Annotated in this window: 18 protein-coding genes; 4 read left to right on the top strand and 14 right to left on the bottom strand. The window is 71.4% G+C overall.

The annotated features are described in order from the left end of the window. Window positions 1–27 precede the first annotated feature (27 nt). Window positions 28–861, bottom strand: a complete 834-nt coding sequence (locus tag AB0B98_RS26125) for an ABC transporter ATP-binding protein (protein ID WP_357366023.1) — start codon at window positions 859–861, stop codon at window positions 28–30. A 113-nt stretch (window positions 862–974) separates the two neighbouring features. Between AB0B98_RS26125 and AB0B98_RS26120 the strand changes: the two genes are divergently transcribed. Further along, window positions 975–4154, top strand: coding sequence for a BTAD domain-containing putative transcriptional regulator (locus AB0B98_RS26120; protein ID WP_357366021.1), 3180 nt, complete (start codon window positions 975–977; stop codon window positions 4152–4154). A 1-nt stretch (window position 4155) separates the two neighbouring features. Here AB0B98_RS26120 and AB0B98_RS26115 read toward each other — a convergent pair whose 3' ends face one another. Together AB0B98_RS26115 and AB0B98_RS26110 are read right to left on the bottom strand one after the other, a co-directional pair. Further along, window positions 4156–4983, bottom strand: coding sequence for an ABC transporter permease (locus AB0B98_RS26115; protein WP_357366019.1), 828 nt, complete (start codon window positions 4981–4983; stop codon window positions 4156–4158). After that, entirely contained in the window at window positions 4980–5963 is a 984-nt protein-coding gene (locus AB0B98_RS26110; protein ID WP_357366017.1) for an ATP-binding cassette domain-containing protein, read from the bottom strand. Before AB0B98_RS26110 ends, AB0B98_RS26115 begins: the two co-directional genes overlap by 4 nt. A gap of 286 nt (window positions 5964–6249) precedes the next feature. On the opposite strand from AB0B98_RS26110, the gene AB0B98_RS26105 reads away from it, so the two are divergent. Then, window positions 6250–7191 (top strand): hypothetical protein, encoded by a 942-nt coding sequence (locus AB0B98_RS26105; protein ID WP_357366015.1) that lies wholly within the window; start codon window positions 6250–6252, stop codon window positions 7189–7191. A gap of 413 nt (window positions 7192–7604) precedes the next feature. Here AB0B98_RS26105 and AB0B98_RS26100 read toward each other — a convergent pair whose 3' ends face one another. The 11 genes from AB0B98_RS26100 to AB0B98_RS26050 all read right to left on the bottom strand — a co-directional run bounded on the left by AB0B98_RS26100 (window position 7605) and on the right by AB0B98_RS26050 (window position 21044). Next, complete coding sequence (locus AB0B98_RS26100) at window positions 7605–8408, bottom strand: methyltransferase domain-containing protein (protein WP_357366013.1); 804 nt, start codon at window positions 8406–8408, stop codon at window positions 7605–7607. A 32-nt stretch (window positions 8409–8440) separates the two neighbouring features. After that, entirely contained in the window at window positions 8441–9208 is a 768-nt protein-coding gene (locus tag AB0B98_RS26095) for an ABC transporter ATP-binding protein (protein ID WP_357366011.1), read from the bottom strand. Beyond that, a complete protein-coding gene (locus tag AB0B98_RS26090) occupies window positions 9208–9951 on the bottom strand; it encodes an ABC transporter ATP-binding protein (protein ID WP_238668460.1) in 744 nt (247 codons plus the stop codon). Before AB0B98_RS26090 ends, AB0B98_RS26095 begins: the two co-directional genes overlap by 1 nt. Continuing rightward, window positions 9948–10967, bottom strand: a complete 1020-nt coding sequence (locus AB0B98_RS26085) for a branched-chain amino acid ABC transporter permease (protein ID WP_357366009.1) — start codon at window positions 10965–10967, stop codon at window positions 9948–9950. Before AB0B98_RS26085 ends, AB0B98_RS26090 begins: the two co-directional genes overlap by 4 nt. After that, the gene (locus AB0B98_RS26080) at window positions 10964–11860 is read right to left on the bottom strand and encodes a branched-chain amino acid ABC transporter permease (protein WP_357366007.1); all 897 of its coding nucleotides are present in this window, start codon (window positions 11858–11860) and stop codon (window positions 10964–10966) included. The genes AB0B98_RS26085 and AB0B98_RS26080 overlap by 4 nt, the downstream gene beginning before the upstream one ends. Beyond that, window positions 11857–13050, bottom strand: coding sequence for an ABC transporter substrate-binding protein (locus AB0B98_RS26075; RefSeq protein ID WP_238668457.1), 1194 nt, complete (start codon window positions 13048–13050; stop codon window positions 11857–11859). Before AB0B98_RS26075 ends, AB0B98_RS26080 begins: the two co-directional genes overlap by 4 nt. Before the next feature lie 54 nt (window positions 13051–13104). Beyond that, the gene (locus AB0B98_RS26070; protein WP_030490280.1) at window positions 13105–13509 is read right to left on the bottom strand and encodes a roadblock/LC7 domain-containing protein; all 405 of its coding nucleotides are present in this window, start codon (window positions 13507–13509) and stop codon (window positions 13105–13107) included. Window positions 13510–13525: 16 nt separating this feature from the next. Beyond that, a complete protein-coding gene (locus AB0B98_RS26065; RefSeq protein ID WP_357366004.1) occupies window positions 13526–15913 on the bottom strand; it encodes a nitrate- and nitrite sensing domain-containing protein in 2388 nt (795 codons plus the stop codon). Between the two features lie 253 nt (window positions 15914–16166). Further along, a complete protein-coding gene (locus AB0B98_RS26060; RefSeq protein WP_238668454.1) occupies window positions 16167–16649 on the bottom strand; it encodes a helix-turn-helix transcriptional regulator in 483 nt (160 codons plus the stop codon). Between the two features lie 263 nt (window positions 16650–16912). Further along, window positions 16913–18205 (bottom strand): cytochrome P450, encoded by a 1293-nt coding sequence (locus AB0B98_RS26055; protein WP_357366001.1) that lies wholly within the window; start codon window positions 18203–18205, stop codon window positions 16913–16915. 484 nt (window positions 18206–18689) lie between these two features. Next, entirely contained in the window at window positions 18690–21044 is a 2355-nt protein-coding gene (locus tag AB0B98_RS26050) for an AbfB domain-containing protein (RefSeq protein WP_357365999.1), read from the bottom strand. Window positions 21045–21300: 256 nt separating this feature from the next. Here AB0B98_RS26050 and AB0B98_RS26045 point away from each other — a divergent pair, with 256 nt between their 5' ends. Both AB0B98_RS26045 and AB0B98_RS26040 read left to right on the top strand, forming a co-directional pair. After that, entirely contained in the window at window positions 21301–22317 is a 1017-nt protein-coding gene (locus AB0B98_RS26045; protein WP_357365996.1) for a LacI family DNA-binding transcriptional regulator, read from the top strand. A gap of 151 nt (window positions 22318–22468) precedes the next feature. Then, entirely contained in the window at window positions 22469–23263 is a 795-nt protein-coding gene (locus tag AB0B98_RS26040) for a serine protease (protein ID WP_357365995.1), read from the top strand. The last annotated feature ends 167 nt before the right edge of the window (window positions 23264–23430 follow it).

The following is a 23430-nucleotide window of genomic DNA, read 5'->3' as shown; positions in this document are numbered from 1 at the left end:
GTCTTTCTCTGCTGTGGATGGGGGTGTTCAGACCAGGGCGCGGATCTGGTGCCGCCCGACCGGGCGGGTGGTGACCAGTCCGTTGACCGGATCGGTGGTCACCTCGATGCGGATCCCGTAGGTCTCGGTGAGGGCGTTCTCGGTGAACACCGTCGCCGGGGTGCCGGTGGCGCGGACCCGGCCCTGCTGCAACAGGACCACCTCGTCCGCCACGGCGGCTGCCTGGTTGAGGTCGTGCAGCACGACGCCGACGGCGACGCCGTGATCGTCCGCGAGGTCACGGACCAGGTCGAGGATCTCCACCTGGTAGCGCAGGTCGAGAAACGTGGTGGGTTCGTCGAGGAGCAGAACCGGGGTGTCCTGGGCGAGGCAGGTGGCCAACCAGACCCGCTGCAACTCGCCTCCGGAGAGTTCGTCCACGGGACGGTCGGCCATCGCGGCGACGCCGGTGACGTCCATGGCGCGTGCGATGGCGGCGGGACCGTCCGGGTCCTCGGTGCGCCAGCGCCCGCGGTAGGGGTGGCGGCCGTAGCCGACGACGTCGCGAACTGTGACGCCGCTGGGCACCGGCCGGCTCTGGGCGAGCAGGGTGACCCGCCGGGCGAACTCCCGGGCCGCGAGGCTGGCGGCCGTGACGCCGTCGGCGAGGTGCACGATTCCGGCCTCGATCGGGTGCAGCCGGGCCAGGGCCCGCAGCAGGGTGGACTTGCCGCTGCCGTTGGGCCCCACCAGTGCGGTGACGGCACCCGCGCGCAGGTTGATCACTGCACCGTGCACCACCGGCACACCGTGATAGCCCAGATGGAGGTCGACGCCGGACAGGCTGCGCTCCCCGTTGACCGACGCCAACTCGTTCTGCATGAGGTTAGGCTAACCTAACTGAATGCCGGCTTGTCAAGCCGGTCGCAGGGCCGTGACAGGCCTGGCGTACCGGTGGTCGTCAGGTCCGTGCGCGCGTGGGGGATGCTGGGTCCGTGCACATCGCGACCCTCGGCCCCCTAGCCGTCGACGGCCAGCCCGTTCGGGGTGAACGGCTCGCGGCGGTGCTCCGCGCGCTCGTCGACGCGCGCGGGCGGGCGGTCTCCGTGAGCCTGCTCGTGGACGCCGTCTGGGACGGCGCGCCACCGGACGACGCGACCGGCGCCGTCCAGGCGCTCGTGTCCCGGGTGCGCCGTCTCGGGCTGCCAGTGGTCGCGGTGCCGGGCGGATACCGCCTGCCCACCGAGCAGATCACCGTCGACGCGGTCGAGGCGCGCACGCTCGTCGATCAGGCCGGCACCATGCTCCGGTGCGGTGACGTCAGTGCCGCCCGCGGCCTGGCCGACCAGGCGCGGGCCCTGTTCCCCGAGGTGCCGGAGTTGGTCAGCGCCGAGGACACCCGTCTGTTCGCGGAGGTCGCCGCGCTGCGCGCGCAGGCGGCACTCGCCGGCGTGGGCCCGTTCGACGAGGTCGACCTGGGCCGACTCGTCGCGCGGACACCGCCGGACGAGCCGTCCGCCGCCCTGCTCGTCCGGGTGCTTGCCGCGCAGGGACGGGAGGCCGAGGCGTTGGAGGTCGTCGAGCGGCTGCGCGCCGACCTGGCCGACCGCTACGGCACCGACCCGTCGCCCGTGATCACGAGCGTCCACCTGGCGTTGCTGCGCGGTGAACTCACCGCACCACCCGTCGCGGCGCCGCCCCGGCAACAGGCGCGGATCACGCTGCCCGCCGCGTGGCGCCGCCCCATGGCCGCCCTCGTGGGGCGGGAGCGGGACGTCAAGGCCGTCACCGACGCGCTCGCCGAGACACCCGTCGTGACGGTCGTGGCGACCGGCGGGGCGGGCAAGACCCGGCTCGCCGCCGAGGTGGCCAGGCGTACGGCGGCGGGTGGTCAGGCGGTCCGCGTGATCGAATTCGCCGGCCTGCGCTCGCCCGACGAGGTGCTGCCCACTGTGCTCGCCGCGCTCGGCGGTGCGGACACCACGGCGACCGGCGGCAACCTGGGCCTGGAGCGGCGGGTCCTCAGCCCCGAGGAGCGGCTGCGCGCCGTGGCGCCGGACCTCGACGGGCTTGTGGTGCTGGACAACTGCGAGCACGTGCTCGACGCGGTGGCAGTCGTCGTCGCGGACCTGGTCGCGGCGGCCTCGCCGGAGGTCGCGGTGCTCGCGACGAGCCGTGCCCCACTGGGCCTGGTCGGCGAGCTGGTGCACCGGCTGACCGCGTTGCCGGACGCCGACGCGCTCGCGCTGGTCGAGTCCCGGGCGCGGGCCGGTGGCGCCGTGCCGACCTGGGACACCGAGCGGGCGCTCGCCCTGTGCCACCGGCTCGACAACCTGCCGTTGGCCCTCGAACTGGCTGCCGCGCGACTGCGGCACATGCCGATCGACGACGTGCTGGCCGGGCTGACCGACCGGTTCGCGCTGCTCGACGACGCACTGCGCGGCCTGCCCGAGCGGCACGCGAGCCTGTGGGCGCTCGTCGACTGGAGCAGGGAACTGCTCGCCGAAGCCGACCGTGACCTGCTCCAGCGGGTCGCTGTCATCCCCGCGCCGTTCACAGCGGACCTCGCCGCCGCCGTCGCGCAGGCCCCGGACGTCCGTCGCGGCCTGGCGACCCTCGTCGAACAGTCCCTGTTGACCCTGGTGGAGGGGGACGGTCCGCCGCGCTACCGGATGCTCGAAACGGTCCGCGAGTACGGCGAGGCCCGGCTGGAGGCGGCGGGTAACCGGGATCAGGCCATGGCCGGCCTCGTCAGGTGGGCGCGGGAACAGGCCGTCGCGCTGGCCGGCCGCTTCATCGGCCCCGGCCAGGTCGAGGCGCTGCACCGCTGCGCCGCCGAGCAGGACAACCTGGTCGCCGGCCTGCGGTGGGCAATGGGAGCGGACGACGAGCCCGCCGCCGTCGACGTCGCCACAGCGCTGTTCCACCTCTGGTCGGTGCGGGGCCTGCACCTGGAGGTCCTCGCCTGGGCGCGCGGGCTGCTGCAGATCGACGACCCGCAGCGGCGGCTGCGGTCGGCGATCCTGCGCGGCGCGGCCAGCGGCCGGCCACTGCCCAACGCCGACCGGCTGGCCTGGATGTGCGTGGTGATCAGCGTGAACGCCGGCGTCAGCGCCGATCTGCGACCCGCCGTGCTCGCCCGGCGGGCGCTGCGGACGCTCCAGACCGAACGCCCCGGCGAGGTGTCGTCCCGGATGACCGCCCTCGCGTCGGCGCTGCCCGGCTTCGACGCGTCCGACCTGGAGCAGAGCCTGAAGAGCGCCACCGAGATGGTCGTGCACCCGGACCCGTACGTGCAGGGGCTGGGGCTGTTCGCGCGCGCGGCGGTACGGGAGAACGGTGGCCTGCCGGAAGCGTCGATCAGCGACGCCGAGGAGGCTTACCACCGCTTCGAGGCCGCCGGCGACCACTGGGGTATGGCGATGGCGGCGGGTGCGGTCGGGCAGTTCCTGGTCCCGGGCGGGGATGCCCGGTCGGCCGAATGGCTGACCCGCAGCGTCCGGCACATGGAGCTGGTCGGCGCCACGCAGGACGCGCGGTCGATCCGGGTACGGCTGGACGTGCAGCTCGCCCTGACCGGCGACGCGGAGGCGGAGCGGCGGCTGGGCGAGACGGCCGCGCTGGGCCAGGCCGAGCAGATCGACGCCGCGCAGGCGCTGCTCGGCCTGGCGCACCTCGCCTGGCAGCGTGAGCGCTACGACGAGGCGCTCGCCCACGCTGACGAGGTGACGCGTGTCCTTGCCGGCTGGGTCGGGCCGCAGCCACAGCCGCGCGTGATGCTCCGCGCCACGGCGGCGATCATCTACCTGCGGGTGGCCCAGGTTGGGCGGGTGTCGGGCAACGATGCCACCGTCCAGGCGGCCGCGATGCTGTCACTCGCCCGCGACGACGCGCTGACCTCACGGGACCTGCCGGTGATCGGGGCGTGGGCGTCGGGCGGCGCGGAGTTCGCGGCGTACCGCGGCGACGTCGACGCCGCCCGCGAACTGGCGGTGCTCGCGAAGCGGATCGGCACCCAGATCGAGATGTTCTTCCCCTTTGAGAACGGCGAACGGCTCAACGCCATCCTCGGGAGCGAGGAGCAGCGTGAGCCGTTGCTGGCCGCGTGGCGCGAGCGGCCACCCGCCGCGGCCGTCAGCCGGGTCCGCGAGCTGATGGACGACCTGCTCGCGTAGGTCAGATCTTCTTGCGGTACGCCCGCAGGGCCAGCGGCATGAACACCGCGACGAAGCCGGCGCACCAGGCGAGCGTCCACCACACGTGGTTGCCCAGTGGGGTGCCGAGGAACAGTCCGCGGACCGAGGCCACCAGGTGGGTCATCGGGTTGACGTCCACAAATGCCTGCATCCAGCCCGGCAGGGTGTCGGCGCCGACGAACACGTTGGACGCGAAGCTCAGCGGCATGATCAACGCGAACATCACACCCTGCACGGCACCCGCGGTCCGCACCTTCATCGACACCAGCACCGGCAGCCAGCTCAGGCAGAGCGCGAACAGCACCGCCAGCAGACACCCGGCGATCGCCCGGAACGGGTCGGTGTCGATTCGGAAACCCATCACGTAGCCGATCACGAGGGTCGACACGGTGACGATGACGTACCTGACGACGTCGCCGAGGACCGCGCCGACAAGTGGTGCGGAGCGGGGGATCGGCAACGATCGGAACCGGTCGAAGATGCCCTTGGCGATGTCGGTGTTGAGGTTGACGCCGATCGCGATGGCACCGGTCGCGATCGTCTGCGCCAGGATGCCAGGCAGCAGGAACTGCAGGTAGTCGTGGGTGGAGCCGGCGACGGCGCCGCCGAAGACGTACACGAAGATGATGAGGAACAGCACCGGTTGCAGTGTGACGTCGATGAGCGCCTCGGGCGTACGCCAGGTCTTGATGAGGCTGCGCTTGGCGAGCGCCAACGAGTGCCGGACCAGTCGGAACGGCCGAGGGTTCGGCGTGGTTGTCGAGAGTGCGCGGCTTCGCGTGGGCGCGGTGTCGGTCAGAGTGCTCATGCCGCGACCTCCGTGGGGCGGATGGTGGTGTCGTCTTCGGACGCCGTACGCCCGGTGAGGGTGAAGAACACCTCGTCGAGGCTCGGCAGGTGCAGGGAGAGTTCGGTGACCGCGATGCCGGCCGTGGCGAACCGCGCGACGCTCTCGGTGAGGGCCGCGTCGTCGGTGACCGGCACCGCGAGCACGCCCTTGCGGATCTCGTCGGCCTGCGCCCCGGACCCGACCTGGGTCAGGATCTCCGCGGTGCGGGGCAGCTGAGCCGGATCCGACGGCCGGACCTCCAGAGTCTGCCCGCCGACCACCCGCTTGAGCCCTTCGGGCGTGTCGTGCGCGATGACCCGGCCATGGTCGATCACCGTGATCGCGTCGGCGAGCGCGTCGGCCTCCTCCAGGTACTGGGTGGTGAGCAGCACCGTCGAACCGTTGTTGACAAGCGAACGGACGACGTCCCACATGTCCTCGCGCTTGGCCGGGTCGAGCCCGGTCGTCGGCTCGTCCAGGAAGATCACGTCGGGCGAGCCGACGAGGCTGGCGGCCAGGTCCAGCCGTCGCCGCATGCCGCCGGAGTAGGTCTTGGCCGGACGGTTCGCGGCATCGGTCAGGTCGAACCAGTCGAGCAGTTCGGCGGCCCGCCGCCGGGCACCGGCGCGCCCCAGCTCCAGCAGGGTGCCGAACAGCTCCAGGTTCTGCCGCCCGGTCAGGTCCTCGTCGACCGAGGCGTACTGGCCGGTGAGGCCGATGCTCTGCCGAACGCGCTCGGCGTCCCGTACCACGTCGTAACCGCTGATTCGGGCGGTCCCGCCGTCCGGGGTGAGCAGGGTGGAGAGGATGCGCACGGCGGTGGTCTTGCCGGCGCCGTTGGGCCCGAGCACCCCGAGCACCGTCCCACGGGGTACGGCGAGGTCCACGCCCTGCAGCGCCCTCGTCTTCCCAAACGTCTTCACGAGGCCCTCGGCCTCGATCACCAGGTCAGCTGTCATGCGCCGAGTCTGCGCGGGCCCGCTGACACCACCCTGACACGCCACCGACACGGGCTGACACGGGCTGACACCGGGGCCGAGAGTCAGGGCGGTCAGATGCACACCGACGGTCGGCGTCACGATATGCTGGCCACGGCAGAGCGCCTGCCAGCGCCCGATGTGGTGGCCCACGCCTGACCGCATGCCTGGGGCCAAGAGTCTCCGACTCCGCGCCGATGTGTCGACTTCCGGCGTGCCGGTCACGTCGCCCGTTCGGTGGAGTGCGTGGGGCTGCACCGGAGGCGTCATGTCTGATTCCATCCCCCGACGGACCCCGGCCCCGGGACGCGCCCGCAAGCGTGCCATCCGGGAGCATGCAGCGCGGGCCGGCGTTGCCTACTCGGAGGCGGCCCGGCAACTCGAGTCGGTCGGCCTCCGACCCGGCGAAACCCTTTCCCGGTACGGGCGGACGATCTATCCGATCGGGTTCGACCCGCATCGCCAACTGCTCGTCGAACGCCGTGAGCGGCGGTCGTTCGAGGAGCGGGTGTCGGACACCAGGCGGGCCGCTGCCCTGCCTCATGGCCGCGCCCAGCACCTCGTCGAGCGGTTCCCGCCCAGCCGTGGGCGTACCGGCAGCGGGGTGGGCCCGCTGTATCACGGCCAGGGCCGCGAGGAACTGCTCGCGATGTTGTACATCGTGATCGTGGCCGATTCGCCAGGGTTGCTGCCCGAGGTGGGGGACCTCGCCTGGATCGCGGAACTCGGCGAGGACACAGCGCTCGACACGGCCTGCGCCGAAGTCGACCGCGAGGCCCGCCGCCTGCTCGACCAGGAGCCACTGGCCCTCTGGTCGAGCATCCAGAAGGCGCTGACCGTGGCCGAACGCAGCGTGGACGGGCAGGTTCGCCAGGAGGCGATCCGGCAGACCGCGCTGCTGAGCACGATGATGACGCCGCGTCTGGGATACGCGGGCGAGCCGTGGGTTCCGGGGTTGCCCGTCGCCGGGGTCCGGCAGATCCTCGACGCGCTGCTCATCGTCGCCGACGACGGACACGCGCCAGGCACCCGGGTACGCCTGCTCACGCAGCCGCACGACGCGCGGTCGGCCACGATCGTCGGTGCCCGGTGGGGTTCCTCCGGTCCGCCGGTGGGCTATCTCGTGTGGCTCGACGGAGCGTCAGCGCCGCTGTCGGCCCGCCCGGACGACCTGATTGTCCTGGCCGACCAGGAGACCATTCCGCGCTGAGCCACGATCCTCGACCATCGGTCCGAACCAGCACCCCCCTCATCGATCATGAAGTTGTGGTGGGCAACAAAAGCCGTTAAAGGTGCTAATTCAGGCACCACAAATCCATGATCCACGAGTCCAGCCCGCCCACGAGCCGCGATCTTGCGCTTTCTGTCCCGACATAGGGACCATTCCACGCGTATCGGCGACCGAAAGTGCAAGATCGGCGGGCGCGGGCGCGGGCGCGGGCGCGGGCGCGGGCGCGGGCGCGGACATGGGCGCGGACATGGGCCGGCCGGGCTCCCTCGCGAGGGAGCCCGGCCGGTGCGATCGACGCCGTCGTAGAGCTGTCCGGAGCGCAGCGGGGGGGAGGTGCTGCGGCGGGAGAGGTACGGGCGGCGTGACCGCGCTCCGCGCGGTGGTCCACCTGCTCAGCTCGGTAGGCGGCCCCGCGTGGAGACGAAGTGGTACGACATGACGGCGAATCCGGGGTCACCGAGCAGCCGCCGGAAGGCGTGCAGTTGCTGGGACGACAGCCCGGCCGCCAGCAGGTCCGGCTCCAACTGGCGGGAGTTGGTCTCGTAGAGCGACGTTCCGGTGGACCCGCCGGCCCAGCTCTGCGAGTGCGTGATGGTGTCCAGGTCGGTCAGACCGGCGAGAGCCATCTCGGTGTGTACGTCCTGCGCCCAGCCCAGGTCGGCGCCGTGGTCCTCCAGGACACCCATCATGGCGTCCATGACCTGCGCGAAGAGCTTCGCGGCGTCGTCGCTGGGCGCGGTCAGCACCCGCTGCGGCGCTGTGCAGTCGAACTCCTCGACCACCAGCCACCCGCCGGGCCTGAGCGCGCCGGTGAGCGTGCGCAGGACCCGTCGTCGATCGGGGAGGTGCAACAGCACCAGCCGGGCGTGGATCAGGTCGAACGCGTCCCCGGGTGGTGGTTCGGTGCGCACGTCGTGCTGGCGTACGTGCAGGTTGCCCTCGGCCACGAGGTGGGTGGGGTCGATGTCGGTGGCCAGCACGTGGCCGTCGTCGCCGACAGCGCGGGCCATCCGCCGGGCCATCGAGCCGCCACCGGCCCCGACCTCCCAGCAGGTGGCGCCCGGTTGCAGCACCGGGCGGGCCAGCCGACGCGTCGTGATCGGATCCAGGAAGGACTCCAGCGCGTGCATCTGGGGCACGGCGTCGGGTGCGCCGTTGTCGAACGTGTACGTGTCATCGCTCGTAGCGGTTGTCATCGGTGTCTACCTCTCCGTGAAGGGTCGGGTGACTACGGGGTGTCGGCCCAGAGCCGAGGGGTCGGTCGGTTGGCCGGGGGCGCAACGGCGGCGACGCTCAACATCGCCGCCAGTGGGGCCGGATCGCGGCGGGCCTCCGCTGTCGGCCGGTCGTACACCACCCGGCCGTACTCCAGCACCGCCACCCGGTCCGCGAGCTCGATGGCGTGCTGGAGTTGCTGCTCCACGAGCAGCACGGTCAGGCCGTCGGCGGCGAGACCGTTGACGAGTTCGCGGACCCGCGCCGCCAGATCGGGCGAGAGGCCCTCACATGGTTCGTCGAGCAGCAGCACCCGGGGTTGGCCGAGCAGCGCACGGGCTATCGCCAGCATCTGCTGCTCACCGCCGGAGAGTTCGCAGCCGCGGTGTCGCAGCCGCACCGCCAGCCTCGGCAGCAGTTCCAGGGTCCGGGCCACCGTCCAGCCCTCGCCGCCGGAGGTGGGGGCCCGCCACGGCGCGGCCGCCAGGTGCAGGTGCTCGGCCACCGTCAACCGGGAGAAGACCCGTCGGCCCTGCGGGACGAGACCGACGCCGGACTGGGCGATGCGATGCGGTTGCCGGCCGGCGACGTGCACACCGCCGATCTCGACGCGACCGCTGGACGCCCGCACCAGCCCGGCGATGGTGTGCACGAGTGTGCTCTTGCCCGCCCCGTTGCGGCCCACCACGGCCTGGATGCTGCCCGGGCGTACCCGCAGGCTGACCTCGTGCAGGACGATTCCCCCGCCGTAGCCGGCGCAGAGACGATCCACAGTGAGCATCAGGCCACCCCGTCGGCGTAGGCCTGCCGCACCAGCGGCGAGGTACGGATCTCGTCAGGTGTGCCGGCGGCCAACGTCTGACCGTCGCGCAGCACGGTGACGGTGTCGGAGAGGGCGTACACCAGGTCCAGTCGGTGTTCGACCAGTAACACGGCGACGGCCCGGGGCAGCGCCTGGAGCAACTCGACCAGCCGGCCGACCTCGACGGCGGACAGCCCGGCCGCCGGTTCGTCGAGGAGCAGTAGGCGGGGGCGACCGGCAAGGGCCATCGCGATCTCCAACTGGCGTCGTTGCCCGTGCGCGAGGTGCCCGGCGGGCACCGCCGCGACGGCGGTGAGCCCCATCTGATCCAGCAGCGGACCGGCCAGGCGTTGTGCGGCGCGTCGGCGTCCGCCCGGCCACCACCGGCGGCGCGGGATGATCCGTGGCAGCGCGGCCACCACGACGTTCTCCGTCGCGGTGAGCGTCGGAAAGACCGCGGGTCGTTGGTGGATGCGGTTGATGCCCCGCCGGGCCCGGGCTGCCGGGCCGAGTCGACCGACGTCCCGTCCGTCGAACCGCACCGTGCCGCGTTGCGGCCTGGTGGACCCGCCGAGCACGTTGAGCAGGGTCGTCTTGCCGGCCCCGTTCGGGCCGATCAACGCGTGCCGCTGGCCGTCGTGGATGCACAGGTCCACACCGTCGAGCGCGGCGAGCGAGCCGTACCGCACGCTGATCTGCTGGGCTTCCAACAGGCCGGTCATCGGTGCAGCTCCGCAACGGTGGCCTGATCAGGGGCGGCTGGCTGGTCCGGCAGCAGCGTCGGGACGCCCGGCGGGCGCAGCCGACCCCGGGCCCGGTCGACGCCGGTGGGCAGCAGGTAGACAGTCGCCACGAACAGCGCGCCCAGCACCAGTGGCGCGTGGCCGGGCAGCACCCCGAACAGCCAGTCCCGGACGGCGATGACCAACGCCGCACCCACCAGGGCGCCACCCACCGAGGCGGTGCCACCGATGACGACACCGAGCAGCAGCAGCGCGGACGTGTCGAAGCCGAAGTCGGCGGGGGAGATGTACTGCTGGGCGACGACCAGGAGCGAGCCGGCGGCACCGGCGATCGCCCCGGCGGCGATGTGCGCGCCGGACAGGTGCAGCGCCACCCGGTGTCCGCTGGCCCGCAGCCGCGTCTCGTCGTCGCGGCCGGCACGCAGCACCAGCCCGGCCCGGGTACGCAGCAGCACCAGCACCGCGCCGACCAGCGTGGCCACGACGGCCAGGGCGTACAGGTAGCGGGCCTGATCGTTGGCCAGGGCCGGGAGCCCCCAGAACGGGCGGACCGCGGGGATGCCGGCCAGCCCGTCCGTGCCACCGGTCACCGACCGCCACCGCCCCAGGACGATGACGACGAGTTCACCGATGGCCAGGGTGATCATCAGGACGATCACCCCTCGGGCGTGCACGACGAGCGGGACTGTGAGCGCGGCCAGCAGCGCCCCTGCGGCCGCCGCGACGACGAGCTGCACGACGCCGACGTCGGAGACCCGGCTGCCGACCACGGCGCACGCGTAGGCGCCGGCCGCGTACGGTGCGGTCTGGCCGAGGGTGGGCATGCCGGCGACGCCGGTGAGCAGGGCCACGCTCACCCCGACCAGTGCCAGCGCCAGCGTCCGGGCGAGGATCGCCGTGGTGTAGTCGTCGACCATCCAGGGCGCCACGACCAGGCCGACCAGGACCAGCGCCGCGATGCCGCCCCGAACCCGCCGGATCACCTCGCCTCTCATGCCGTCCTCCACCTGCCGGCCAGGCCGCGCGCCCGCACGGCCAGCACGGCCGCCATGGCGGCGAACAGCAGAAACGGCGCGGCGGACGGCAGCAGCGCCACTCCCAGCGTCTGGATCTCACCGATCGCGAGCGCGGCCAGCAGGGTGCCCGCCATCGACCCGAGACCACCGAGGACGACCACCACCAGGGAGAGCAGCAGCACCGTGTCGGCGGTGCCGGTGCCGGGGCCGATGATGGGCGCGCCCAGGACCCCGGCCGCGCCGGCCAGCGCACCGGCGGCGGCGAGCACTCCGGCCCGGATCCGTGCCGGACTCACGCCCAGACAGGCGACCATCTCCGGGTCGTCGACGGCCGCCCGGACCAGCATTCCGGCCCTGGTGCGTCGCACCACCAGGTAGAGGGCGACGGCGAGCACGGCGGCGACGACGATGAACACCAATCGGTACGCGGCGTAGCGGTGACCGGCGACCGTCACCGAACCCTCCAGGGCCGCGGGCACCTGGACCTGCGGGTTGTCGGGCCCGAAGCCGGCGACGAGCAGGCTGCCGCCGGCCAGCGCCACCCCGAACGTCAACAGCGCCTGACTCAGGTGATTGCCGGCGGCGACCGGTGTGAGCAGGCCGGCCAGGAGCACCCCCGTCGCGGCGGCGGCCAGCACACCGACGGCGAGGGCCAACGCCAGGCTCGCCCAGCCGCCGTCGAGCAGCGCCGCGGCGGTGTACCCGCCGATCGCGTAGAGCAGGCCGTGCGCCAGGTTGAGGATGTTGGCGACGCCGAAACAGAAGACCAGGCCCGACGCGGCGACGAAGACCAGCAGCCCGTAGGCGACTCCGTCCAACGCCGGGATCAGGTACGGGTCGATCCGGTTCGTGCCGGCCGCCACAGCTATCACCGGCCGACGGTCGCGAGGTCACCCACGACGGTGTTGGACAGCGCCCGGCCGTCCTGGCGGACCTGCCGCAGGTACCACTTCTGCACCGGGGAGTGCGTGGTGGTGGAGAACTGCCAGGTGCCGCGCGGGCTGGCGATCTGGCCGAGTTGGCCGATGGCGGTGTTGATGGCCTCGGGGGTCGGGTCGCTTCCGGCGGCGCCGATCGCCCGGTCCAGCACCGCCGCCGCGTCGTACGAGGCCAGCGCGTAGGTCGTCGGGGAACCGTCGTGCTTCGCCTTCCACGCGGCCACGAAGGCGCGGTTCTCCGCGTTGTCCAGGTCGGGCGAGTAGTTGAGCACCGAGTAGATGTCGCGGGCGGCCTCGCCCTGCGCGTTGAGCACGCCGCCCTCGGTGAGGAACCCGGCCGCGTACAACGGGATGTCCTTGATCTCGGACTGCGCGTACTGCTTCACGAAGTCGACAGCGGCGCTACCGGCGTAGAAGGTGTAGACGGCCGCCGCGCCGGAGGCCTTGATGCGGGCGAAGTACGGGAGGAAGTTGGTGGTGGCCGGGAACGGCGTGAAGGTCGTCTTCCCGTCGGCGTTCGCGAGCTTCCCACCGATCTTGCCGAACGCGTCGGTGAAGCCGCGCAGCTCGTCCCAACCGCCCTGGTAGTCCGGGCCGATCGCGTACACCGAGCCCTTCACGTTGTCGCGGACGTGCTGGGCGATCGCCGCCCCGGGCTCGTCGGAGAGGTACGAGGTGTGCCAGACCCGGGAGACGTCCTTGAGTTCCGGCCTGCCGTTGGAGCCGACCAGCGGCACCTTGGTCTCGTTGAGCACCGGTGTGACTCCGGCGACCGAGCCGCCACCGACGATGCCGGTGAGTGCGGACACCCGGTCCTGCTTGAGCAGCTTGGTCGCGGCCGGGACAGCGGTCTGCGCGCCGTTGCCCTCGTCCGCGACGACGAGGTCCACCTGCCGGCCGCCCAACTTGCCGTCGTGGGTGTCCAGGTAGAGCTGGAAGCCGTCGCGGATCTCCGTGCCGACCGCCTGGTACGTCCCGGACAGCGACGCGAGCAGGCCGATCTTTATCGAGCCGCCGGCGCTCGTGCCCGGAGCGTCGTCGCCGCAGGCCGTGCTGGTGGTCAGCACGGCGGCGAGCAGCGCGGCGGTGAGGGCACGGCTGCGCCAAGGCGTGGTGAGAGGCATGTCTAACTCCAGAGGAAGGGGGAAGGGGTCTCCGGCGTGGGGGCGCCGGGGTGGTCAGCGGCTGCGGGCGAGCGCCGCCCGGGCAGCGGGGGTCAGCGCGTCCCCGATGCGGTTGGCCAGCTCGGTCATCTCGTAGGAGACCTTGCCCACGTCGCACTCGGGCGCGGCGAGCACCAGCAGCGATGCGCCGTCGTTGAAGGCCATGGAGAACATGAACCCGCCCTCGAGCTGGGTGACGTTGGAGATCACCGCGCCGGCGTCGAAGAAGGCCGCCGCCCCCCGCAGCAGGCTGACCAGCCCGCTACCCGTGGCGGCCAACTGGTCGGCCCGGTCCGGTGGCAGGTCGCGGGTGGCGGCCACCATCAGGCCGTCGCTGGAAATGGCGATCGCGTGGCTGACCTCGGTCGCGCGCGCGGCGAAGTTGTCCAGCAGCCAGCCGAGATCCTGTTGGTCGGTCACGTGCTCTCCTGTCGCGTCATTTGTTACCGAGGTTGATCGGGGTGCGCCGTCGGTTCGCCACGCCCCGCGCGTACGCGGCCATCGCCGTCGCCACCTGGGCCGGGTCGCGGTACTCGGACCGTTGCTGCTGCTGGGGCACTGTCACGCCGCCGGGCACGAGGTGCCGTTGCGGCTGCCGTTTGGGCAGGCCGGAGTTCGTGGTCGTGGCGACCTCGGGGGTGTGCGCCTGGGCAGCGGTGCGCCAGGCGTCGTCGGCGGGGCTGGACCACTGCTGGCCGTTCTGGCCGTCGACGACGTCGTTCTGGAACCAGTGGTTGACCTGTTCGAAGATGAGCAGCTCCTCGGTGGGCGCGTCACCCCGGTCAGGGGGTGGGGGAGCCGGTCGGAAGACCGGTGCGGCCGGCAGGGTCCGTTCGGTCGGCTGGCGACCGGCGGTGGGCTCGGGGCGCGGCTGGTACGGCGGCGGGCTGGGCGTCCGCGCTGCCCGCCGCGACAGCCTGCCGGGCGCGAGCAGGTACTCCTCCGGTGGCAGCGACCGGATGATCGCCGCGGGCAGTGTCGCCTCGGCGAGGATGCCGCGTCGGGGGCCGCGCCGCAGTTGGACTGTGGCGCCCAGCCGGGCCGCGAGCTGACCCACGACGACCAGGCCCATCGCCCGTACGGCGGCCACGTCGATGGCCGGTGGGTGGGCCAGCAGTTCGTTGAGCTGCTGCATCCGTTGCGTGGACAGCCCCACACCCTCGTCGCTGATCTGGACGATGACGCGGTCTCCCAGGCTCCGGCCGCTCACCCAGGTCTCGCTGCCCGGCGGCGAGTACGTGGTGGCGTTGTCCATGAGTTCGGCGAGCAGGTGCACGACCTCGTCGACGGTCTTGGCGGCCACCGCGACGTCCCCGTCGATCATGCCGAGTCGGACCCGTGCGTAGTGCTCGATTTGGGACAGCGCTGCCTGGAGCACCTGTTGCAGCGGAACGTCGCGCTGGCGTACGCGACCCACGCCGACACCGCCGAGCACCAGCAGGCTGGCGTTGATCCGGCCCATCCGGGTCGCCAGGTTGTCGAGTGTGTACAGCTGGTCGAGCCGGTCGGGGTCGGTTTCGTCCCGCTCGACCAGGTCGACCTGGGCCAGGACCGCGTCGACCAGTCGCTGTTCGCGGCGGCTCAGGTGGATGAAGATGTCGGCGGTGTTGGCGCGCATGACCGCCTGTTCGGCGGCGGTCCGCACGGCGGCCTGGTGCACGGCGCTGAACGCCTGCCCCAGCTCGCCTATCTCGTCGTCGCTGGACGGTTCGAGGGCGGCGCTGGACTGCTGTTGGGCAAGCTTCTGTGGGTCGACGGCCGCGCTGCCGGGCTGTTGGAGTTGGGCCACCACGGCGGGAAGCTGTTCGAAGGCAACGGCGTTGGCCGCGTCCCGTAGCCGGCGCAGCCGTCGGGTGATCTGCCGTGCGACGGCCCAGGTCACCAACGCGGTCAGGATCAGGGCCAGGAGGACGCTGGCCGCCTCGGCCACGGCCCTGCGGCGCTGGTCGGCGTGCGCGGCCCGAACGTCGTCGCGGACCGCGTCGTCGACCCGGGCGCGCAGGTCGGCCAGCCGGGCGGCGCGCGTCTGGGTGGTGGACACCCAGGCGTCGGTCTCCAGTTTCAGCTGCGATCCCGGCTGTGCCCGGGACACCTCGTCCTGCATCCGTTGCAGGGTCAGCGCCTCCTTGCCGGTGCCGGCCTGCTCCCACCAGATGCCCCACTCGGCCGGGGCAAGGGCCAGGAACGACAGGCTCGACTCGGTGTAGCTGGTGCGGGCCGCTGTGATGTCCTGCTGCATCGCCGGGGTCAGCTCGCCGCCCGCTACGGCGCGTAGCACGGCCACCTGCTGCTGGCCGATGGCCTCGGCAGTCTTCGACAGCGCCGCGGAGGCCCGGATCCCGTCGGCGAGTGGGGCGTCCACCACGCCGTGTGAGACGTTCTCCCGAAAGTTGATGAGGTCGGCGATCGCGATGCGGTAGCTGAAGGTCATCGCCGACACCGACGCGTGCGTGGCGGTGCGCACCTGGGTGCGCAGCGGGGCGAGGCCGTTCAGAGCCGCGTCGATGCGCCGCAGGAGCGCCGAGCCGGCGCCGTTGTCGGTGGACAGTCGGTCACGCTGCCCGCGGTAGCGGGCGACGGCGTCATCGGTGGCGGCCATCTCCGCGCCGAAGGCGTCCTGCTGCTCCGGCCGGGCATAGGTGAGCAGGTCGGCGGCGGCGATGCGTTCGCGTTGCAGGCGGTAGGCCAGGTCGCCGGCCTCGGCACCGACCTGCGCCAGGATCTGCAGGTCGCTGGCGCGGGCGGTCTGGCGTGCGCTCTCGGTCAGCGCGAGACCGGCGAAGCCGATCACGGCGACGAGTGGGGCCACGACGATGAGGCGCATCCGGCCGGCTATCTTCCAGCCGCGTCGCCGGGTCGGGTAGGGTCTGGCCGCGTGGGACCGGGTGCTCGACGCCAAGATTGACTCCCACGACTCGTCGATGACGGTCTATCCGCACGTTGCCGAATGCAAGTCCCATTCGGCCGGAAGCCGCGCTCGTAGACCAGACCTGGCCGTGGTACAAACTGCCCGTACCAGCATCTGTACCCAACGTCAGCGACCGGTGACGCCGTGCGGTCGAGCTGGATTCGCCGGGTCAGCGCTGGTTGTCGAGGGGTTCCACCGACGGGTGCCGCCGCTCCGGTTGATCCGGTTCGGGTTGACCGTTGAGCACCTGGCCGATCAACTCGCGCAGCTCGTCGATCGCGTCCACCACGGCGCCCGGGTCGCGCGCGTCCCGCCGTCCACGCTGTCGCGGCACCTGCCGATCCAGTGGAGCTGGTTCCGCCGCGCGGGGGCCTCGGCGACCGTCGGCCGCCAACTGCTCGGCCGCGACCCGTGGCCACAGCGCGGCCAGCCGGCCGCCGGTGCCGAGCACGTCATCGCAGCGCAGTGCGAACTCGTGACTGCCGAACCGGCGACCTGACTCGACCGCCGCGACCGTCTCCCGGCTGAACCGCACCAGGTCCGCCAGGGCTCGTTGGGTCAGACCCCGTTGGACGCGGCAGTCGCGCAACTCCCGTCGGAACCGCTGACTGGCGGCAGAGTGAGCCGAGCTCGACGGGGACGTGTGCTCCATGCGCTCACCTTCGTGGAACGGACATTCAGCGGCGGACGCCAGATCGAGATTGGCCGATGAGTTGAACATTCACAGAGGGCAATTCTTAACCCAGGACGTGATGGGTGTGAAGACGTTCACCGGCATGGATCGTCGGCGAAAGCGGGAAAGGTCCTCGCCGGACCCGGTGCCGGCGCTGAGGCGCGCCGGGTGGGGACCTGTCGAGGCCGGCCCACCCACAGTCGACCCGTCAGCAGGTCAGCACCGCTGGCACCCGTGCCCACTCAGGCCGCGTGCACTTCGGCCGTCGCCCCGTCGCGTGCCGCCGGCACGTCTGCGGGCGCCGTGACGTCGATTATCGCGAGCAGCGTGCGGTGCGCACGAAACGCGACATTGGGTTTGTACGAGCGGTGTTGCTCCGGTGCCAACCTCAGCCCGGGAATGGCTTCGGCGAGCCGGCTGAGGGCGATTCCGGCCTCAAGTCGCGCCAATCCCGCACCGATGCAGAAATGGGGACCGTGACCGAACGACAGGTGATTGCCCACATCGGCCCGGTGCGGGTCGAACCGGTCCGGGTCATGGAACGCCGCCGGGTCCCGGTTCGCCGCACCGATCAACAGCAGGCAACGCGCCCCGGCGGGGATCGTCGCCGCCCCCACTGTGACATCACGGGTGGTCACGCGCAGCCAGCCGTCGATGGCGGGCGCGAACCGGAGCGTCTCGCTCACGAAGGCGGGGAGGAGCCCCGGGTTCGCGGTGATCGCCGACCAGCGTTGGGGAGCGGACAGGGCCTGGTCGAGGGCGTGCGCGAGCAACCCGGCGGTGGTCTCGTGGCCCGCGACCAGGAGGTTGAAGGCAAGGCTCGCCACCTCGGGCACCGTGAGCACGCTGTCGTCGTCGTCCCGGTAGTCCAGGGACCGGCTGATGAAGTCCTCGCCCCGGTGTCCACTGTCCACCCGCTGGCGGACCAGGTCCTCGCAGTAGTGCCAGAACTCCAGCAGGCCCTGCGCCAGGCGTACCTGCTCGGCCGGGTCCGGCTGCCCCCAGACGAGGGCGATCTGACCGTCCGCCCAACTCCGGATCCGTCCGATGTCGGCGTCGGGCACCCCGAGGATGTCCAGGACCACCAGCAGAGGAAGTTCGGTCGCGAGCTCCGGGATCAGGTCGACCTGATCGCCCTGACGGGTGGCGAGACGGGACACCAACTGGTCGACCCGGCGTCGGATGATCGCCCCGTACTCGGCCTCGACCCGCTCGGCGGTGTTCGCGAAGGTCGCCCGCAGGGCCCGCCGGGTGCGCGGGTGCGTCGGTGGATCGGCGGCGGCCGTCGTGGGTGGCGCGTCGATCTGCATGATGACGTTCAGTGCCGGTGGGCACACCTCGTAGACCGGGGCGAGGGTGAGGGCGTTGGCGAATGTCGTAGCGTCGGCGAGGGCCCGCCGGACATCTGCGTGCCGGCTGATCAACCACAGGCCCAGATCCTCGGCGTAGTGCGCCCCGTCGGGATGGTCGAGAATGCGCCGCCACATGCTTGCCGGATCGGTGAGATAGACTCCGGCGAACGGATTCAACCGCATGAAAGCCTCCTGATGCGCCCGGCGCGGAACCGGCAGCGCCCACATTTGGCGATCCACTTCAGCCGGGCCGATAATGGCGTGCATCTGCCTCTGGCTTTTTACGGTGCGCTGACCGGCCGTACAAGTCAAGATTGATTCTTGTCTATTTATTGGTCGGCATAATTGCGTGTTGCAACAGCCGAGCGAACCTGGCCGTATGCAAGTTGCGGCTCGGTCCTTGCCGTGAAGTCGACCCGGCCGAACTGTGCAATCAACGCGCCGCTCTCGCTCATGACCGGGGAAACGACCCCCGAGGCGACGAGTGACGCCGGAGTCCGGTCATCGACCGCGACGGAAGGCGTCAGCGCCGACTGGGAGGGGCCGAGCCCCGGGCGGGCGGAGTCGGCCCGCGACACCGTCCACGCGTCGCAGGGGTTCCGGCCACACCGGAACCCCCGCGCTTCTTCTTGTCCTGACGGTGCGCTCAGGGCTCAGCGCACAGCGGTCACGGTGCCCACGGGGCGGCGATGCTCCAGGTGCTGTCGGCCGTCCACGACGTCGGCGTGTTGTACGCGTCTCCGCCGGCGCCGTTGCTGAGCCAGACCTCCGCGTTGTAGTGCCGCAGGTACCTACCTCTGAAGTTGTACGACTCCAGCGACACGCCGGTGCCGGTCAGCCCGGTGCGGGCGCACCAGGTGGCGTCGGCGCGCAGCAGCGCGGAGCCGTCGTCTGGCGAGTTGCGGACCCGGGAGTTCTGGTGGCGCAGGTACTGCCCGGGAAAGTTGACAGACTCGAACGAGTAGCAACCGGCACCGGCCAGGCCCGGCCGGATCACGTACGTGGCGTCGGCCTTGAGCAGGCTGGAACTCGCGGCGTCGACCACCTCCGTGTAGGCCAGGCTCTCCTGGTGGCGTAGGTAGCGGTTGGTGAAGCCGGGCGTGGTCACCCGCAACGACCGGCGGGTGTTGACCGGCAGGGCGACGGGTGCCGAGCTGCCGATGGCCTTCGACGCGTTGATCAGGGCGGTGTTGGCGGCGCGTACCCGCGCCTGGTCCATCTTGATCACCTGTCGGTCGTAGGTGAGGAACCCGTTCAGCTCACCTTCCAGGTCGGTGATCTCGGTGTAGATCGAGGCGCTGAGCCCCTTGCCGAGCATCAGGTTCTGGGTGCCCTGCACCAGCCCCACGTACCGGTCGGTTAGGGCGTTCGAACTGGACTGCCACTCGTACGCGAAGAAGCTGCCGTTCGGGCTGTACTCGTGGCCCGGGGTGTGCAGGCCCAGGCCGCCGAACTCACCGAGCACCGCGATCCGGCTGCTCGACGGTACGGGCGAGTCCGGGCCGAGGTAGACATGCCAGTCGTCGATGTCGCCGTTGCCGGGGTTGCCGAGCGACTGGCAGCAGTTGTGGCCGCTGTGCGGGTTGACCAGACGTGTCGGGTCCTGGTTCTTGATGTTCTGTGCGACCCGCCGGGTGTCGGCGAGGGACCGCTCGCCCCAGCCCTCGTTGTAGGGCGTGTACGCGATCACGGCGGGTGAGCTGCGGTGCTCGTCGACGATCTCGCGTGCCTCGGCCTCGAACTGCGCCTGCTGGGCATCGGTGGGGTCGACGTCCTGTGCGGTCAGCGACGGGATGTCCTGCCAGACCAGCAGGCCGAGCCGGTCGGCGTGGTAGAACCAGCGCTGCGGCTCGACCTTGATGTGCTTGCGCACCATGTTGAAGCCCAGGTCCTTGTGTTTCTGCAGGTCGAAGGCGAGGGCGGCGTCGGTGGGCGCGGTGTAGAGCCCGTCCGGCCAGTAGCCCTGGTCGAGGGTGCCGACCTGGAACACGAACTGGCCGTTGAGCTTGGGGCGCAGCACCCCGTCGACCAGGCCGGTGGTGATCTCCCGCATGCCGAAGTAGTGCGTGGTCCGGTCCGCTGTGGCGCCGGTGGCGCCGCGCAGCGTCACCCGGAGGTTGTAGAGGAACGGGTCGTCGGGTGACCAGCGGCGGGCGTTGGGCACCGGCACGCTGAAGTCGGTGAAGCCGCCAGTGGCCGAGCCCACCACTGTGGTGCCGTTCAGCGTCTCGGCGAGCACGCTGTGGCCGCTCACGTCGCCCCTGGTGAAGACCCGGACCCGCACTGTGTTGTTGCTCAGGTTCGGGTAGACGTCCACGCTGCTGATCGACGCGGCGGGCACCGGTTCCATCCACACCGTCTGCCAGATGCCGGAGCTGGGGGTGTAGAAGATCCCGCCAGGTGTCTTGGTCTGCTTGCCGATGGCGGGCAGGCTGCCGTTCTGCCGGGTGTCGGTGGGATCCCAGACCTTGACGACGATCTCGTTCGTCCCGGTGGTGAGCTGGGGCGTCACGTCGAATGTGAAGGCGTCGTAGCCGCCGGTGTGCGCGCCGACGCGGACACCGTTGACCCAGACGGTGCTCTGCCAGTCGACGGCGCCGAAGTGCAGCAGGGTGCGCCGACCCGACCAGTTCGCCGGGATGGTGACGGTCCGTCGATAGAACAGGTAGTTGCGGTTGTCGTTGGCGGCCCGTTGGATGCCGGACAGGGCGCTCTCCACCGGGAAGGGCACGTTGACCCGCTCGGGCAGGTTGGTGCCGAACTGCGGGGCGTCGTCGGTCGTCGACTGGCGTAGTTGCCACTCGCCGTTGAGGTTGAGCCAGTCCGGCCGTGTCATCTGGGGTCGCGGGTACTCGGGCAGCGGTGTGCCGGTCAGCGCCTGGCTGGTCCAGGGGGTGCTCAGTGGCGGCGTCTTGGCCGGTGCGGCGTACGCCGGTGAGGCGGGCGCGGCGAGAACGCCGGCGACCAGGGCGATGGCGAGCAGCAGAGGTAGGGCGGGGCGGATGGGGACGTGACGTGTCATGCCGTCTCCGGGGGGACGAGTCGCCGCGGGCGGTGCAGCCAGGCCCGAAGCGCGCGGGTGGTGGGCATCGGGTGGTCATTGACGGGGGACGGGCGTCAGCGACGGATGTCGGTGGGATCTCCACGCGCCAACGGTGACCGGCATATTGACATCCATCATCACCTGTATAACGTTATAGAGCCGCGCCGACCCTCCCGTCAATGCTTGTTCATCAATGCCCGGTCGACCCGCCGGTCGAATTCCCGAAAGGCTGGGGATGGTCGTCAACCTGAAGGACATCGCCCAGCGCGCCGGTGTCTCGCTGGCCACCGTCTCGAACGTGGTGAACGGGTACCGGCCGGTGGGGGAGCGGACCCGACAACGGGTGCAGCAGGCGATCGACGAACTCGGTTACAGCCCCAACCTCGGCGCCCGGCACCTCCGCCGGGGCCGTACCGGCCTGATCGCCCTGGCCATCCCGGAACTGACCAACCCGTACTTCGCCGAGCTCGCCGAGATCGCCATCTCCGAGGCCGCCGCGCTCGGCTACACGCTGGTCATGGAGAACACCGCCGCGGACCGGGAGGCGGAGCTGGCGCTCCTCGACGGCTCCCGACAGCGCATCATCGACGGCCTGATCCTCAGCCCGGTGCGCATCGGCCGGGAGGAGGTGCTGGCCCGGACGGCCGGCAGCCCGCTCGTGTTGATCGGCGAGGGGGTCTACGACGTGCCACACGACCACATCGCGATCGACAACGTGGCCGCCAGTCACGTGGCGATCCAACATCTCGTGGCGATCGGCCGTCGCCGGATAGCGTTCATCGGCGCCACCCCGGGAGGTGACCGGCAGTCGGCCCACCTGCGGGTCCGGGGTTACCGGGAGGCCCTGGCTGCCGCCGGCCTGCCGTACCGACCACTGCTGGTCGCCGGCACCGAGGCGTTCGGCCGGCTCGACGGCATGCGCGCCATGCGTGACCTGCTCGCCCTCGGTGACCCGCCGGACGCGGTGTTCGGTTACAACGACCTGGTCGCCATCGGCGCGCTGCGGGCGCTGGCCGAGGCTGGTCACCGGGTGCCCGAGGACATCGCGGTGGTCGGGATCGACGACATCGAGGAGGGGCGGTTCACTGCCCCGACCCTCACCACCATCGCCCCGGACAAGAGGGAGATCGGCCGTGTCGCGGTGCGTCGCCTCGTCGCGCGCATCGAGGGCATGGAGGTCGCGGGGCCGCTGACCGTGCAGACCCCGTTCCGGCTTCTCCGCCGGGAGAGCACCGGCACGCCGGACGCCTGACCGCCGGTCGCCCACGCGCCGCGCGAGATCCATACCGCCGGTGGTACGACCCAGAGAGGATGACCCACTAGATCCATAATCCTCAATATGATGACCGCTATCTCGACTGCGGTGCGCTCACGAGGCGCGCCACCCTGATGCGGAGGAATGCATGGTTCGCTGGCGTACCCTCACTGGCCTGCTGGCCACCGCGTTGGCTGCGGTGACCGCGGCCAGCCTGACCCTCACCGCGCCGGCCGCCGCGGCCGACAGTCCCATCACGCCGAACGTCGTCGGTGGCACCCGCGCCGCTCAGGGCGAGTTCCCCTTCATGGTGCGTCTCTCGATGGGCTGCGGTGGGGCGCTCTACAGCCCCCGGCTGGTGCTCACCGCGGCACACTGCGTCGGTGCGACCGGCACCAACACCAGCATCACCGCGACGCTCGGGTCGGTCGACCTCCAGTCGTCCAGCCGGATCACCGTCCGGTCCAACTACGTCTACCGTGCGCCCGGCTACAACGGCGCCGGCCGGGACTGGGCGCTGATCCGGTTGGCCAGCCCCGTCACCGGCCTGAGCACGCTGCCGATCGCCAGCACCACCGCGTACGACAGCGGCACCTTCACGGTGGCTGGTTGGGGCGCCGCGCGGGAGGGTGGCGGCCAGCAGCGCTACCTGCTCAAGGCGAACGTGCCGTTCGTCAGCGACTCCACCTGCAACGCCAACTACGGCGGGGATCTCATCCCCGCGCAGGAGATCTGCGCCGGCTATGCCAGCGGCGGCACCGACACCTGCCAGGGTGACTCGGGCGGCCCGATGTTCCGCCGCGACGCCTCCAACGCCTGGATCCAGGTCGGCATCGTCAGCTGGGGCAACGGCTGCGCCCGGCCCAACTACCCGGGTGTCTACACCCAGGTGAGCTACTTCGCCTCATCGATCGCCTCGGCCGCGGCGAGCCTCGGCGGCTGACCGTACGACGGGGACGGCCACCCAGCGCGTCGGTCGCCCCGCCACCGCTCGGGCGGCCCGGACGACACGGTCCGGGCCGCCCGTCAGTGCCGTCCGCCGCCTGGGCGACGAGTGGGCCACCCGACAGATTCGGCGGGCCGTCGCCGCGCCGCCGGCCGTAGCGGCGA

Source organism: Micromonospora sp. NPDC048947 (genome assembly GCF_040649495.1).
Classification (GTDB): Bacteria; Actinomycetota; Actinomycetes; order Mycobacteriales; family Micromonosporaceae; genus Micromonospora; species Micromonospora alfalfae.
The sequence above is the reverse complement of the archived record's forward strand: the minus strand, read 5'-3'. Positions and strand labels throughout refer to the sequence as shown.

Coding starts and splice junctions, on each gene's coding strand:
- AB0B98_RS26125 (WP_357366023.1), bottom strand. CDS start 861: ATGCAGAACGAGTTGGCGTCGGTCAACGGGGAGCGCAGCCTGTCCGGC.
- AB0B98_RS26115 (WP_357366019.1), bottom strand. CDS start 4,983: ATGAGCACTCTGACCGACACCGCGCCCACGCGAAGCCGCGCACTCTCG.
- AB0B98_RS26110 (WP_357366017.1), bottom strand. CDS start 5,963: ATGACAGCTGACCTGGTGATCGAGGCCGAGGGCCTCGTGAAGACGTTT.
- AB0B98_RS26105 (WP_357366015.1), top strand. CDS start 6,250: ATGTCTGATTCCATCCCCCGACGGACCCCGGCCCCGGGACGCGCCCGC.
- AB0B98_RS26100 (WP_357366013.1), bottom strand. CDS start 8,408: ATGACAACCGCTACGAGCGATGACACGTACACGTTCGACAACGGCGCA.
- AB0B98_RS26095 (WP_357366011.1), bottom strand. CDS start 9,208: ATGCTCACTGTGGATCGTCTCTGCGCCGGCTACGGCGGGGGAATCGTC.
- AB0B98_RS26090 (WP_238668460.1), bottom strand. CDS start 9,951: ATGACCGGCCTGTTGGAAGCCCAGCAGATCAGCGTGCGGTACGGCTCG.
- AB0B98_RS26085 (WP_357366009.1), bottom strand. CDS start 10,967: ATGAGAGGCGAGGTGATCCGGCGGGTTCGGGGCGGCATCGCGGCGCTG.
- AB0B98_RS26075 (WP_238668457.1), bottom strand. CDS start 13,050: ATGCCTCTCACCACGCCTTGGCGCAGCCGTGCCCTCACCGCCGCGCTG.
- AB0B98_RS26065 (WP_357366004.1), bottom strand. CDS start 15,913: ATGCGCCTCATCGTCGTGGCCCCACTCGTCGCCGTGATCGGCTTCGCC.
- AB0B98_RS26060 (WP_238668454.1), bottom strand. CDS start 16,649: ATGGAGCACACGTCCCCGTCGAGCTCGGCTCACTCTGCCGCCAGTCAG.
- AB0B98_RS26055 (WP_357366001.1), bottom strand. CDS start 18,205: ATGCGGTTGAATCCGTTCGCCGGAGTCTATCTCACCGATCCGGCAAGC.
- AB0B98_RS26050 (WP_357365999.1), bottom strand. CDS start 21,044: ATGACACGTCACGTCCCCATCCGCCCCGCCCTACCTCTGCTGCTCGCC.
- AB0B98_RS26045 (WP_357365996.1), top strand. CDS start 21,301: ATGGTCGTCAACCTGAAGGACATCGCCCAGCGCGCCGGTGTCTCGCTG.
- AB0B98_RS26040 (WP_357365995.1), top strand. CDS start 22,469: ATGGTTCGCTGGCGTACCCTCACTGGCCTGCTGGCCACCGCGTTGGCT.